9 protein-coding genes and 2 pseudogenes are annotated in these 13447 nt (G+C 66.3%); 8 read left to right on the forward strand and 3 right to left on the reverse strand.

All coding sequences use genetic code 11. The annotated features are described in order from the left end of the window. Positions 1–315 (reverse strand): annotated as a pseudogene (locus tag KRX52_RS08095) (TrmH family RNA methyltransferase); the annotation flags it as partial. On the opposite strand from KRX52_RS08095, the pseudogene KRX52_RS08100 reads away from it, so the two are divergent. The 7 genes and pseudogenes from KRX52_RS08100 to KRX52_RS08130 all read left to right on the forward strand — a co-directional run. Next, positions 305–709 (forward strand): annotated as a pseudogene (locus KRX52_RS08100) (RlmE family RNA methyltransferase); the annotation flags it as partial. The pseudogenes KRX52_RS08095 and KRX52_RS08100 sit on opposite strands and share 11 nt — an antisense overlap. A 256-nt stretch (positions 710–965) precedes the next feature. Continuing rightward, positions 966–2153: an acyl-CoA dehydrogenase family protein gene (locus KRX52_RS08105; RefSeq protein ID WP_217681225.1), complete on the forward strand. Its 1188-nt coding sequence runs from the start codon at positions 966–968 to the stop codon at positions 2151–2153. 43 nt (positions 2154–2196) lie between these two features. Continuing rightward, positions 2197–3900 carry an FAD-dependent oxidoreductase gene (locus KRX52_RS08110; RefSeq protein ID WP_217681226.1) on the forward strand — a complete coding sequence of 568 codons (1704 nt, stop codon included), beginning with the start codon at positions 2197–2199 and terminating at the stop codon, positions 3898–3900. 11 nt (positions 3901–3911) lie between these two features. Continuing rightward, positions 3912–5615 (forward strand): FAD-binding protein, encoded by a 1704-nt coding sequence (locus KRX52_RS08115; protein ID WP_217681227.1) that lies wholly within the window; start codon positions 3912–3914, stop codon positions 5613–5615. Between the two features lie 14 nt (positions 5616–5629). Continuing rightward, positions 5630–6403 (forward strand): glucose 1-dehydrogenase, encoded by a 774-nt coding sequence (locus tag KRX52_RS08120; RefSeq protein ID WP_217681228.1) that lies wholly within the window; start codon positions 5630–5632, stop codon positions 6401–6403. A gap of 2 nt (positions 6404–6405) precedes the next feature. Next, entirely contained in the window at positions 6406–7434 is a 1029-nt protein-coding gene (locus tag KRX52_RS08125) for a ferredoxin--NADP reductase (RefSeq protein WP_217681229.1), read from the forward strand. Positions 7435–7450: 16 nt separating this feature from the next. Continuing rightward, positions 7451–9052 carry a FadD3 family acyl-CoA ligase gene (locus tag KRX52_RS08130; RefSeq protein ID WP_217681230.1) on the forward strand — a complete coding sequence of 534 codons (1602 nt, stop codon included), beginning with the start codon at positions 7451–7453 and terminating at the stop codon, positions 9050–9052. 135 nt (positions 9053–9187) lie between these two features. Here KRX52_RS08130 and KRX52_RS08135 read toward each other — a convergent pair whose 3' ends face one another. Continuing rightward, a complete protein-coding gene (locus KRX52_RS08135) occupies positions 9188–9523 on the reverse strand; it encodes a DUF2790 domain-containing protein (RefSeq protein WP_254797460.1) in 336 nt (111 codons plus the stop codon). Between the two features lie 446 nt (positions 9524–9969). Between KRX52_RS08135 and KRX52_RS08140 the strand changes: the two genes are divergently transcribed. Continuing rightward, positions 9970–11832, forward strand: a complete 1863-nt coding sequence (locus KRX52_RS08140) for a DUF262 domain-containing protein (RefSeq protein ID WP_217681231.1) — start codon at positions 9970–9972, stop codon at positions 11830–11832. Positions 11833–12030: 198 nt separating this feature from the next. On the opposite strand, the gene KRX52_RS08145 is transcribed toward KRX52_RS08140, so the two are convergent. Next, positions 12031–13080 (reverse strand): hypothetical protein, encoded by a 1050-nt coding sequence (locus KRX52_RS08145; protein ID WP_217681232.1) that lies wholly within the window; start codon positions 13078–13080, stop codon positions 12031–12033. Positions 13081–13447: the final 367 nt, after the last annotated feature.

The following is a 13447-nucleotide window of genomic DNA, read 5'->3' on the forward strand; positions in this document are numbered from 1 at the left end:
TCAGCGACTCAACTCATACGCACACATATTGACCGTCGCGGCCGGATTCAGCGATTCGATGCTGCCGCACCCGGCAATCGTGAAGGGCTGGGCATGCAGTGCGATCAGCTGCTCGCGGGGTACGCCGCGGGCTTCGTTGTCGAACAGGTAGCAGTCGAAGTCCCTGAAGCTGGCCGCCTGCACGCGCTCGCCCTGCATGTCCAGGCAGGCGATCCGGGCAAAGCGCGTGCGCAACGAATCCAGTTCGACATCCAGCTCGAGGGGCGTATGGAAGATCGTCCCCATGCTGGCGCGCACCACCTTGGGCGACAAGGGGCGGGTGCTGGCCAGCGACATCCTGCCGATGGACTCGCTGGAAAACGTCGACTTCATCCAGGGCGACTTCACCGACGACAAGGTGTTCCAGCAGATTCTCGACAAGCTCGATGGCCGCCAGCCCGACCTGATCATCTCCGACATCGCCCCCAACATCAGCGGGGTTGCCGCCGCCGATCAGGCTTCCTCGATGTACCTGGTCGAGCTGGTCCTCGACATGGTCCGCCAGGTGCTCAAGCCGGGAGGCAACTTCGCGGTCAAGGTGTTCCAGGGTGAAGGCTCGGACGAGTTCCTGAGGGATGTGCGCACCTCCTTCGAGAAGGTCGTGGTGCGCAAGCCCGATGCCTCGCGCTCGAGCGAGGTGTATTTCGTGGCCAAAGGCTTCAAAGGCTAAGCCAGCCACGCCACTTCTCTGACAGAGCCTGCGAGCTCCTGGCCTTGCAGGCATGGTCTGGTGCGACTGTCACGTCACGCCGCCAGCCGATTCCCTCTCTCTTTCCTCCCAAGGCCCGGCCCCAGCGCCGGGCCTTGGCATTCCGCAGCCTGCACCCTTCCGCCTAGTCCGGTTTGACGATGAGCGCAGCCGGGTCGCGCCCGATGATCGAAGCCACGAGCAGATTCGCTCATCGAGATCGACGGAGGAGTTGGCGATGCATGAGATGCGAGAGAAAACCGCGGTAGAGATCGAGCTGATCGCTCGCGCCCGCCGCCTGGTTCCCGCTCTGCGCGAGCGGGCCGAGCGGGCCGACCGCGAGGGCAAGGTGCCCGACGAGACCGTCCGCGAGATGCAGGAGGCCGGCCTGTTCCGCGCCCTGCAGCCCAAGCAGTGGGACGGCTACGAGGTCGACCCGCGCACCTTCTTCGAAATCCAGATGACCCTCGCCGAAGGCTGCATGTCCACCGCCTGGATCTACGGCGTGATGGGCGTACACCCCTGGCAGCTGGCCCGCTACCCGGTCGAGGCCCAGCAGGACGTGTGGGGCGAGGACACCAGCACGCTGATCTCCTCCACCTACATGCCGGTGGCCAAGGTCACCCCGGTGGAAGGCGGCTACCGCATCAGCGGGCGCTGGGGCTTCTCCAGCGGCAGCGAACACTGCCAGTGGGGCCTGCTCGGCGGCATCCTGCCGGCCGACGGCGACCTGCCGGTCGAGCACGGTACCTTCCTGGTGCCGCGCAGCGACTACCGCATCGAGAAGAACTGGGACGTGCTCGGCCTGCGCGGCACCGGCAGCCACGACATCGTGATCGAGGACGCTTTCGTCCCTGCTCACCGCGTGCAGCGCACCAACAACTCCAGCCTGGCGGCCACTCCGGGCCGCGAGGTCAACACCAACCCGATCTACGCGCTGCCCTTCGCCCAGGTGTTTACCCGCGCGGTGTCCAGCTCGTGCCTCGGCGCCCTGCAGGGCGCGATCAACGAGTTTCGCGACAACGCCGCCCGCCACATCGGCAAGCACGGCGCCAAGACCGCCGAGGACCCGGTGGCGCAGACCGCAGTGGCCGAGGCGATCACCACCGTCGACGCCTTCAAGCTGGTGCTGGAGCGCAACTTCGCCCACATGCTGGCGCTGGCCGAGAAGGGCGAGATTCCCGACACCGAGACCCGCCTGCTGTACCGCTACCAGTCCGCCCAGGTCACCAATATCTGTGCCGAGCGGGTCAGCGACCTGCTGCGCTCGATGGCCGCCTCCGGTCTGTACAACACCAACCCGGTGGCGCGCACCTTCCGCGACCTGCACCAGGCGCGCGGGCACATCTCCAACAACGTGGCGGCCTACGGGCGCAGCTACGGCACGGTGCAGCTCGGCCTGCCCAACCCCGATCCGTACGTCTGATCGACCCGGCTTCCCGACCACCACGGCAAAGGACACGAAAACAATGACAACACAGGTTCGGCCCCAACCCGTCTACGACGTGATCGTCGTCGGCTCCGGCGCAGGCGCCATGTCGGCAGCGGTGGTCGCCGCCGACCAAGGACTCTCGGTGCTGGTCGTCGAGAAGAGCGACAAGTACGGCGGCACCTCGGCGATCTCCGGCGGCGGCATCTGGATCCCCAATAACCACTACTTCGCCGAGAAGGGTGGCAAGGACAGCTACGACAAGGCGCTGACCTACCTGAAGGCCTCCACCGACGGCAAGATCGACGAGGAGCGCCTGCGCGCCTACCTCGAGTATGCGCCGCGGATGATCCACTACCTCGAGACGCGCAGCCGCGTGCGCTACGCGGTGGCCGAGAAGTACCCGGACTACTACCAGCACCTGCCCGGCTCGCTGCCCGGCGGGCGCAGCCTCGACCCCGAGCTGTTCGACACCAGCCTGCTCGGCGACGAATACGACAACATGCGCAAGCCGTCGCCGACCACCCTGCTGATGGGCTGCATCGCCTGGACCGCGCGCCACGCGCACAAGGCCATGTCCCGCGAGTTCGGCTGGCGGCTGATGATTCTCGGCCTGATCGCGCGTTACAAGCTCGACTTCAAGTGGCGGCGCAAGACCAAGATGGACCGCCGCGCCGCCCTCGGCGCCTCGCTGATCGCCGCGCTGCGCCGCTCGCTGATGGACCGCAACGTGCCGCTGTGGCTGAACACCGACTTCCGCGAGCTGGTGGTGGAGAACGGCCGGGTGACCGGTATCGAGGTGGTGCAGGGCGGCAAGAAGATGACCCTGCAGGCGCGTCGCGGCGTGATCTTCGGCAGCGGCGGCTTCGAGCAGAACCAGGCGCTGCGCGAGAAGTACCTGCCGCAGCCGACCCGCGTCAGCTGGAGCGCCACCCCGCCGGGCAACAACACCGGCGCCGCGCTGGAGGCCGGCCAGGCCATCGGCGCCGCCACCGACCTGCTCGACTGGGCCTGGTGGGCGCCGACCATCCACGTCCCCGGTGAGGAGAAGCCGCGCGGCGTCTTCGCCGAGCGCGCCTTCCCCGGCGCCATCGTGGTCAATGGCCTCGGCAAGCGCTTCGTCAACGAGGCGGCGCCGTATCTGGAGTTCGTCGACGCTATGTACCGCGAGCACCAGAAGGACAGCCAGTCGATCCCGGCCTGGGTGATCTTCGACGCCCACTACCGCTTCAACTACGCCATGGGTCCGCTGATGCCGGCCCAGGTGTCGCCGGACAGCCGTCTGCGCAAGGAATGGCTGAACACCGTGTACTGGAAGGCCGACAGCCTCGACGGCCTGGCCCGGCAGATCGGCGTCGATCCCGCCGGCCTGGATGCCACCGTCAAGCGCGTCAACGAGTTCGCCCGTACCGGCGTGGACAGCGACTTCGCCCGCGGCGGCAACGTGTTCGACCGCTACTACGGCGACAGCAACGTCAAGCCCAACCCGTGCCTGGCGCCGATCGCCAAGGGGCCGTTCTACGCCATGCGCCTGGACGCCGGCGACATCGGCACCAAGGGCGGCCTGCTGACCAACGCCAACGCCCAGGTGCTGCACGAGAACGGCCAGCCGATCCCCGGCCTTTACGCCATCGGCAACACCTCGGCCTCGGTGATGGGCACCAGCTATCCCGGCGCCGGAGGCACCCTCGGCCCGGCGATGACCTTCGGCTACATCGCCGCCCGGCACATCGCCAGCGCCTGAGGAGAGCGACCATGAAGCCCGATGCGATTTCCACCTGCACCGACATCCAGCTGCCGCTGCAGGTGGCCGACGCCGCCAGTGTGCAGTGGGCCGACCAGTGCGACGTGCTGATTATCGGTTGGGGCGCGGCCGGCGCCTGCGCGGCGCTGGAGGCCCGCGCGAGCGGCGCCGACGTGCTGGTCGCCGACCGCTTCACCGGCGGCGGCGCCAGCGCCAAGAGCGGCGGGGTGGTCTACGCCGGCGGCGGCACCCGCCAGCAGCGCGACGCCGGCTACGCCGACACGCCCGAGGCGATGTTCGACTACCTCAAGCACGAGACCCAGGGGGTGATCGGCGACGCCACCCTGCGCCGCTTCTGTGACAGCAGCGTGGCCAACCTGGAGTGGCTGGAGGGCCACGGCGCGCGCTACGAGCACAGCATGCCGCCGGGCGGCGGCAAGACCTCGTATCCGCCGGACGGCTACTTCCTCTACTACTCGGGCAACGAGATGGTGCCCTCGCACCGCGGCGCGCTGCCGCCGGCGCCGCGCGGCCACCGCACGGTCGGCAAGGGCCAGTGCGGCGCGGTGCTCTACAGCCACCTGCAGCGCGCCTGCCTGAAGGCCGGCGTGCGCCCGCAGCTGCAGTCCGCCGCGCGGCGCCTGGTACTGGACGCCAGGGGCCGGGTGATCGGCGCCGAATTCTGGTGCCTGCCGCCGGGCAGCGCCGCAGCCAGGGAGCACGCCAAATTGGCGGCGCGCGCCGAGCGCCTGCAGAACTTCGCCCCGGCCTACTGCGACAGCCTGCGCCGCAAGGTCGCGCACCTCGAACAGCTGCACGCCCGGCCGCGCCTGGTGCAGGCGCGTCGCGGGGTAATCCTCAGCACCGGCGGCTTCATCTTCAACCGGGCGATGATCGGCGAACACGCGCCCAAGTACCGGCGCAACTTCAAGGTCGGCGCCACCGGCTGCGACGGCAGCGGCCTGCGCCTGGGCCTCACCGCCGGCGCGGCCAGCGACCGCCTGCAGCAGGTCTCGCCGTGGCGCTTCATCAACCCGCCGCTATGCTGGCCGAAGGGCATCGTGGTCAATACCGCCGGGCAGCGCTTCGTCAACGAGGAAGTCTACGGCGGCACCCTCGGTTATCCGCTGTGCGAGGAGCAGGGCGGCAAGGCCTGGCTGGTGCTCGACGCGCGCCTGCGCCGCCAGGCCATCAAGCAGGCGCTGTTCGGCGGCTACTGGTGGTTCCAGAGCGTGCCGGCGCTGGCGCTGATGCTGCTCAAGGTGCGCAAGGGCCGCACGGCGCGCGAGCTGGCGAACGTCACCGGCATGCGTGCCGAGCTGCTCGAGGAATCGCTGCGCGCCTACAACGCCGCCGCGCGCGGCACCGCGCCGGACCCGGTCGGCAAGTCGGAAAGCAGCCGCCAGGTGCTCGACCAGGGGCCGTTCTACGCCTGCGACATCTCGGTGGGCAACCCGATCTTCCCGCTCGGCGCGCTGACCCTGGGCGGCCTCAAGGTCGACGAAGACAACGGCGCGGTGCTCGACGGCCAGGGCCAGGCCATTCCCGGCCTGTACGCCGCCGGGCGCACCGCCATCGGCATTCCCTCGCACCTCTACATCAGCGGCCTGTCGCTGGCCGACTGCGTGTTCTCCGGCCGCCGCGCCGGCGAAGCAGCGGCCCATGCCGGCCGAACCACGACCACCCAGGCGGCGCCGCTCGGCGCGCAGGCCTGAACGAGGAGAAGAACATGACTGGACGGGTACAGGACAAGATCGCCCTGGTCACCGGCGGCGCCAGCGGCATCGGCCGCGCCATTGTGCAGGCGCTGGTAGGCGAGGGCGCCAAGGTGTTGATCAGCGACATCGACGCCGACGCCGGACAGGCGCTGGCCGACCAACTTAATGAAGAGCGGGGCGGCGCGGCCAGCTTCGTCCGCCACGACGCCAGCAGCGAGGCCGACTGGAACGCGGTCGCCGAACTGCTGCGCGAGCGCTACGGCCGCCTCGACGTGCTGGTCAACAACGCCGGCATCCTGCTCAAGGGCAGCATCGAGGAAGCCAGCCTGGCCGACTGGCACAAGCTGCTGCGGGTCAACGCCGACAGCGCCTTCCTCGGCTGCCGCATGGCCGTGGCGCTGATGAAGGACAGCGGCGGCGGCTCGATCGTCAACGTCTCGTCCATCGCCGCCCTGGCCGGCCGCGACGACTACGCCGCCTACGGCGCCTCCAAGGGCGCGGTGGCGGCTCTCAACCGCGCGGTGGCGGCGCACTGCCGCCGGCAGAAGTACCGCATCCGCTGCAACTCGCTGCACCCCGACGGCGTGCTGACGCCGATGACCCGCGCCAGCTACCCGCCGGGCATCGACCCGGCGAAGTTCACCATCGATAGCGACCCGATGAACCGCATGTGCCTGCCCGAGGACGTCGCTTGCGCCGCGCTGTACCTGGCCAGCGACGAGTCGCGCGCCATCAACGGCATGGAACTGCGCATCGACAGCGGCCAGTTCGTCATGAGTATCTGAACATGAACAATCCCGAGTACATCTCCCTGCGCGTGGCGCAGGTCATCGAGGAAACCGCCGACGCCCGCTCGCTGGTGTTCGAGGTGCCGGCCGAACTGGCCGAGCAGTTCCGCTACAAGCCGGGCCAGTTCCTCACCCTGCGCATCCCCCACGACGGCAGCTGGCTGCCGCGCTGCTACTCGCTGTCCAGCACGCCGCTGCTCGACGAGCCGCTGCGCGTCACCGTCAAGCGCGTCAAGGACGGCCGCGCCTCCAACTGGCTGTGCGATGTGCCGAAGGCCGGCGATTCCATCGAGGTCATGGCGCCGGCCGGGGTGTTCGTGCCGCGCAGCCTGGACGGCGACTTCCTGCTGTTCGGCGGCGGCAGCGGCGTCACCCCGGTGCTGTCGATCCTCCGTTCCGTGCTGCACGCAGGCCAAGGCCGCGTGCTGCTGATCTACGCCAACCGCGACGAGGCTTCGGTGATCTTCCGCGACGAGCTGAAGGCACTGGCCGCCGCCCACCCGCGCCGCCTGCAGGTGATCCACTGGCTGGACTCGGTGCAGGGCATCCCGGCGGTCGAGCAGCTCGCTGAACTGGCGCGGCCGTTCAAGCACGCCGAGGCCTTCATCTGCGGCCCCGGCCCGTTCATGGACGCCGCGGTGACGGCACTGGCCAGCCTCGACCTGCCGGCCGCCAAGGTGCACGTCGAGCGCTTCGTCTCGCTGCCCGGCGAGGGCGAGCAGGGCGAGGCGCTGGTCAGCGAGGCGGCGGTGGCCGCGCGCCTGGAGGTCAGCCTCGACGGCGCCGAACACGCCGTCGACTGCCAACCCGGCGAGACCCTGCTCGACGCCATGCGCCGTGCCGGCGTGCGTGCGCCGCACTCCTGCCTGGTCGGCGCCTGCGCCTCGTGCATGTGCACGGTGGAGCAGGGCGAGGTCGAGCTGCTGCGCAACGAGGCGCTCGACCAGCAGGAACTGAACGAAGGCTGGACCCTGGCCTGCCAGGCCGTGGCCACCAGCGCGCACGTGCGCGTGCGCTTCCCCGACTGAGATACGGATGGCCGAGATGACCGAGATTCCGCTGACCAATCCGGCCGCCGAGGGCGTGCCGCCGACCATTCCCGCCTTGGTGTTCGCGGCCGCGCGCCGCCATGCCGGGATCTGCGCCCTGGCCGACGGCGAGGTGCGCATCGACTACGCCGAGCTGCCTGAGCGCGTGCTGGCGGTGAGCCGCGGGCTGATCGCCGAAGGCATCCAGCCCGGCGACCGCGTCGCCGTGTGGGGGCCGAACCGCCACGACTGGATCCTCGCTGCGCTGGGCATCCACTGTGCCGGCGGCGTGCTGGTGCCGATCAACACGCGCATGAAGGGCAACGAGGCCGCCGACATCCTCGAACGCAGCGGCACCCGCCTGCTGTTCTGCGTCGGCCAGTTTCTCGGCGTCGACTACCCGGCGATGCTCGAAGCGCACCGCCCGGACACCCTGGAGCGCGTGGTGGTGCTGCCCTGCGAGGCGACTTCGGATCATGGCGACCTGAGCTGGCAGGGCTTCCTCGCCGCCGGCGAGGCGGTCGACATGGACGAGGCTCAGGCGCGCGCCCTGACCGTGCGCCCGGACGATCTGTCCGACTTGCTGTTCACCTCCGGCACCACCGGCAAGCCCAAGGGCGTGATGAGCGCCCACGGCCAGAACTTGCGTGCCTTCGCCGAATACGTGCAGGTGATCGGCCTGCGCCCCGGCGACCGCTACCTGATCGTCAACCCGTTCTTCCACGCCTTCGGCTACAAGGCCGGCTGGCTGACCTGCCTGCTCGGCGGCGCGACCATCCTGCCGCATCCGGTGTTCGACGCCGAGGCGGTGTTCCAGCGCATCGAGCGCGACCGCATCACCGTGCTGCCCGGCCCGCCGACCCTGTACCTGTCGATGCTCGCCCACCCGAAGCTGGCGGAGTCCGACCTGTCCAGCCTGCGCATCGCCGTCACCGGCGCGGCGACCATCCCGCCGGTGCTGGTCGAGCGCATGCGCCGCGAACTGGGCTTCGCGGTGGTCACCACCGCCTACGGGCTGACCGAGTGCGGCGGCCTGGCGACCATCTGCGACCCGGCCGACGACGCCGATACCGTGGCCACCACCTGCGGCCGCGCGCTCCCCGGCACCGAGGTGCGCATCGTCGGCGAAGGCAACCGTCCGCTGCCGCCGGGCGAGGCGGGCGAGGTGTGCCTGCGCGGCTTCCACGTCATGCAGGGCTACTTCGAGAACCCGCAGGCCACCGCCGAGACCATCGACGCCGAGGGCTGGCTGCACACCGGCGACGTCGGCACGCTGGATGCGCGCGGCTACCTGCGCATCACCGACCGGCTCAAGGACATGTTCATCGTCGGCGGCTTCAACTGCTACCCGGCGGAGATCGAGGCCGGCCTGCTCGAACACCCGGCCATCGCTCAGGTCGCGGTGATCGGCGTGCCCGACGAGCGCATGGGCGAGGTCGGCTGCGCCTGCGTGGTGCTGCGCCCAGGGCAAGAGCTCGACGAACCCGGCCTGATCGCCTGGTCGCGCCAGCGCATGGCCAACTACAAGGTGCCGCGTCTGGTGCGCTTCTTCGAGGCGCTGCCGGTGAATGCGTCGAACAAGGTGGTGAAGGGCGAGTTGCGGGTGGCGGTGGGCTGATTGCGGATGTGGCGACCGGGGTTGAGGCGGGGGGCTCCGGTCGTTGTTTTGCCTGTGCTACTTAGGGTCGATTTCTATCGCTCTTGGCGATAACGGCAGAAATCGACCCTAAGCAGCCAATCGGTATGCAGACAGTTAGTTATCGCACCCAGAAGTCTCCGGATACAGGTAGACGAGCCCCTGCTTTTCCCCCTTGGAATCCTGGTAGGTCATGGCCGCGGGAATGACCCCGCAGTAGGTCTTTGCCTTGTCGGGAATGAAGTACTCGATCTTGACCACCTTGGAAATATCCAGGGGCATTCCGTATTGGTATTGCTTGTATTCGGGGGTCTGCACATCCTTGACCCCCTTCATTACGACCAGCGGTGGCGGCGCGTCGGTCTGGGCGATGACGACGGACGTGACGGATACAGCTGAGATCATGGTTATGGCAAGGCACAGATGCAGTGGTTTGCTTTTCAACAGCTTCATGATATGCCTCCTGAAACAAAAGCCTGGGCTCCATCATGATTGATGCAGGGCACCTTGCTCAGAATCGGCCGTCAGGTAACCCTGCAAGAGTTCCGTCAGCCGTAACGGTAGCAGACTGACGAGCCCCTGCTTTCTTCGTCACATCCGCTCGTCATCTTCCGGTCAACTGTGGCCTGTCGCGCGCCACAGTCGATGCCGAGGGCTGGTTAGCCCGGTGACGCCCGCACTCTAGCCGAGCGCGTCTATCGGGCATTCTCGGCCACCTCGAGGGCATGTCCATTGCGACGGTTCCGAGCGCTATCTGGCGGAAATCGAGGCCGGCCTGCTGCTCCCCACCTATCGTCCATGTTGCCGAGCCCGACGAGCGCATGGGGGATGCGCGCCGATGAATGCTGTGTATGATCCGGACCAGCCGATTCTCGAAACCCTCTGCAGGAAATCTGGTCATGGAAGCCAACAGCCGTCCCCTGATGCGCATCTTCGAGCCCACCGTGTGCTACCAGATCCCGCTGTTCCAGCGCCCCTACGTGTGGCGGCGCGAGGGCAACTGGCAGCCGCTGTGGGATGACTTCGAGCGGCTGCTCGTCCAGGCGCTGGCCGGCCAGCGCCTGCGCCCGCACTTCCTCGGCGCGGTGGTGATCGAGCAGCTGTTCGACGCCAGCGGCTGGGTGCAGCTCAGGCAGGTCATCGACGGCCAGCAGCGCTTCACCAGCCTGCAACTGCTGCTGATCGCCCTGCGCGATCTGTGCGGCAGCCTGGGCAGTGGGCGCTACTTCGAGCGCTTCGACTCGCTGGTGTCCAACCGCGCCTCGATGGTCGACAGCCCGGAGGAGCTCTGCAAGCTGCTGCCGACCAACTTCGACCGCCCGGCCTACGCCCGCGTGCACCGCGCCGGCAGCCCCGAGGCGCTGCTGGCGCAGTTGCAGGAGGAGGGCGAGGCGGTCGACGGCGAACAGGGCATCGCCGGCGCCTACCTGTACTTCCACGCCCAGGCCAGCGCCTGGCTGGCGCAGCCGGTCGAGGACCAGCCCCTCCTGGAGCTGGAGGACCGCCTCGAGGCGCTGTGGGCGGTGGTGCAGAAGGGGTTGCAGTTCGTGGTGATCGAACTCGGCGAGCACGACGAGGCCCAGGTGATCTTCGAGACCCTCAACGCCCGCGGCAGCCAGCTGCTGCCGGCCGACCTGATCAAGAATTTCCTGTTCCGCCGCGCCCAGGCCGAGGGCGACGACATCGACCTGCTCTACCGCAGCTGCTGGGCGCAGTTCGACGGCGAGTTCTGGCGCGAGGAAGTCCGCCAGGGCCGCGACAGCCGGCCGCGCATCGACATCTTCATGCGCCATTTCCTGACCCTGGCCATGCGCCGCGACATCCGCTTCGTGCACCTGTTCGACGAGTACAAGCACTACGTGCAGTACACCGACGACTGGCGCTCGTGCCTGATCGGCGAGGCCACCAGCGCCCGCGACCACCTGGCGATGCTCGCCGGCTACGCCGAACACTTCCGTGAGTTCGCCAGCCCGGAGCCGAGCTCGCACCTGGCGCGCTTCCTCAAGCGTGTGGAAGCGCTCGACACCTCGGCCATCCACCCGCTGCTGCTGCTGTGCAGCCGGCACCTGCGCCCGCAGCGGGAAGACGAGTTCGCGGCGATTCTCGACGTGCTCGAATCCTTCCTGTTCCGCCGCATGATCTGCGGGTTGAGCAGCAAGAACTACAACCGCCCGTTCCTCGACCTGATCCGCCACCTGGAGGACACCGGCAGCATCAGCGCCCGCGCCGTCGAGCAGTTCCTGCTGGCCAGCGAAGGCGACAGCGCGCGCTTCCCGACCGACGCCGAACTCAAGCGGGCGATCCTCGATCATCCGCTGTACCAGTGGTGGCCGCAGTACCGCGTGCGCGCCGTGCTGGAAGCCCTCGACGCCGCGCTCGGCCACGCAGAAGGCGAGGAGGGCGAGCAGCCGACCGCGCTGGCCATCGAGCACATCCTGCCGCAGAAGTGGGACGAGCACTGGCCGCTGCCGAAAACCGTGCAGAAGAGCCCGCAGGGCCGGCAGGCCTTCACCGAACAGCGCGACCGCCTCAAGCACACCCTGGGCAACCTGATCCTGGTCGCCGGCAGCCTGAATCCGGCGCTGTCCCGCTCGCCGTGGGAAGTGAAGAGGGCGGAACTGCTCAAGTACGGCCAGCCGGGTCTGAGCCGCGAGCTGCATGAGCTGGAGGACTGGGCGGAGCGGGAGATTCTGGCCAGGGGGGAGGTGCTGGCGGATGTGGCTTGTGGGGTTTGGCGGTATCCGGTGGGGGAGGTGTCGTAAGACCGGCTTAAAATCCTGAATAAGCCGCGGCTGCGAAGCAGCCGTCGCGCTCCAGTCAAATGTTAGGTATCTTGTGATTTTGCTGTACTTAAAACTTGAGGCTCGGCTCTGATACGGTCGCGTTTCAGGAGAGAGCCTGTGAGGCTTAAAGGCGTGCTACTGGCCTGCCTATAATAGGCTAGTCCAAGGACTTCACACCTAAGGCTCTAGCCCGCCATCAGTATCCAGGGGATTGTAACTCTGTTGCTGAACATCTCGGTAAGCTGAATATTCCGCTTCATATTGACGAAGAGCACCCTCGTCGACGGAAAAGCTAACAACCTCCAAGAGTTCTTTCTCGGACGCCGAGCTTAAGATTGTATTCAATGCCTCTTTTCGACTCTGAGTTACAAAGCAGTGTTTCGTGGAAATCAGTTCCAGCAAGTGCATTGACAGGCTCAGTACATCTTCCACAGTGCTTGTCCCAAGAGTGTCTTCTGATGCTATCACTGTCGATACAGGCTTCACAGTGGGGAGTCGCGGAGTCTCGATTACTGCGTTTGTCGCGCAGTTGTAAAAAATGTAGGCTGGGTTGCACTTTGATCGCCGCAGAATCTCCAGTTGAGAGCCAGTCCTTTTATGGCTCTGGCTTATATCTGCACGCAAGCTTCCTGTGCGCTTCGCTTGAAATAGTATTGGGCAGACAACAATTTGCCCCGTTGCGTCGATCCATTCAAGAAGCAGGGCAAAGTCTCCACCAGTCTTCTGCTCACGATTCTGAACCTGACGCTCTAGCTTTCCACAGAAAACTCCCGCACCGGATATGGACAAATGCTTTCTGTGCCTTTCATTTAGCGCTTCGGCGCTGTCTTGTAACGCCTGAATGAGTGCGGCAGTGAGTGCAATTTCCGTATTTGGTCGCGAGCATGTCTTTAAGAATTTAATCTCAGCAATAATGGTTGCCTGAATGAGTGTCCAAACGTCGAATCGATAAAAATTTGCGACGCTCGCCAGGTGAGTGAAATGGTATTTATCGAAGTTTGCTGGTTCGGATTCGTTCAGTAGCAATGAGGCGAACCCTGCCTTGGTTGAAATATAGCTTGAGCTTTTAATTGCGCCTTTCGTTCTATTCCACCAGCTATCGAATTCCTCGTAGCTGCGAAGGATTGATTGGTAGTAGGTCAAATTTTTTACCCGTTCATATGCATCTCGCCTGAGATCGCCAGCCTCCAAGACGGACAAAAAAGTTCCTGGTATAAGAGTGTCCATTAAATTTATCTCCTCCTAGTCATCGGATGTTTCTGGGGTTGCCGTTCGGTCGGATTATTAGGTGCCGGTTTCATAGCGCCGTATATGGTGTACCCTGGACGCCATTAGGCAGCCGGTAAAGCCAGTTTTCTAGTCAGTAGGGGGCTCGCGTAGCGATTACCCACCGTTGGCATCGGTAGACAAGGCTGCGCCGTTATCTACCCTACGCGCTATTTATCACTTAAATCCCAAGAAGTTCATCTAGGGAAGGTCTGAAAAACACTTCCCGATCTGGTGAAATAGCCGCCAGTCCCTCTGGAGCCCCCCTTGCATGAAGCAACTGTCCTTCGCCGATGCGGAGTACGCCGGCAAACGCAAACAGACCCGC

Source organism: Geopseudomonas aromaticivorans, from assembly GCF_019097855.1.
Classification (GTDB): domain Bacteria; phylum Pseudomonadota; class Gammaproteobacteria; order Pseudomonadales; family Pseudomonadaceae; genus Geopseudomonas; species Geopseudomonas aromaticivorans.

Bases quoted from the DNA above. Each gene is read 5' to 3' on its own strand.
- KRX52_RS08105 (WP_217681225.1), top strand. From the start codon at position 966: ATGCATGAGATGCGAGAGAAAACCGCGGTAGAGATCGAGCTGATCGCT.
- KRX52_RS08110 (WP_217681226.1), top strand. From the start codon at position 2,197: ATGACAACACAGGTTCGGCCCCAACCCGTCTACGACGTGATCGTCGTC.
- KRX52_RS08115 (WP_217681227.1), top strand. From the start codon at position 3,912: ATGAAGCCCGATGCGATTTCCACCTGCACCGACATCCAGCTGCCGCTG.
- KRX52_RS08120 (WP_217681228.1), top strand. From the start codon at position 5,630: ATGACTGGACGGGTACAGGACAAGATCGCCCTGGTCACCGGCGGCGCC.
- KRX52_RS08125 (WP_217681229.1), top strand. From the start codon at position 6,406: ATGAACAATCCCGAGTACATCTCCCTGCGCGTGGCGCAGGTCATCGAG.
- KRX52_RS08130 (WP_217681230.1), top strand. From the start codon at position 7,451: ATGACCGAGATTCCGCTGACCAATCCGGCCGCCGAGGGCGTGCCGCCG.
- KRX52_RS08135 (WP_254797460.1), bottom strand. From the start codon at position 9,523: ATGAAGCTGTTGAAAAGCAAACCACTGCATCTGTGCCTTGCCATAACC.
- KRX52_RS08140 (WP_217681231.1), top strand. From the start codon at position 9,970: ATGGAAGCCAACAGCCGTCCCCTGATGCGCATCTTCGAGCCCACCGTG.
- KRX52_RS08145 (WP_217681232.1), bottom strand. From the start codon at position 13,080: ATGGACACTCTTATACCAGGAACTTTTTTGTCCGTCTTGGAGGCTGGC.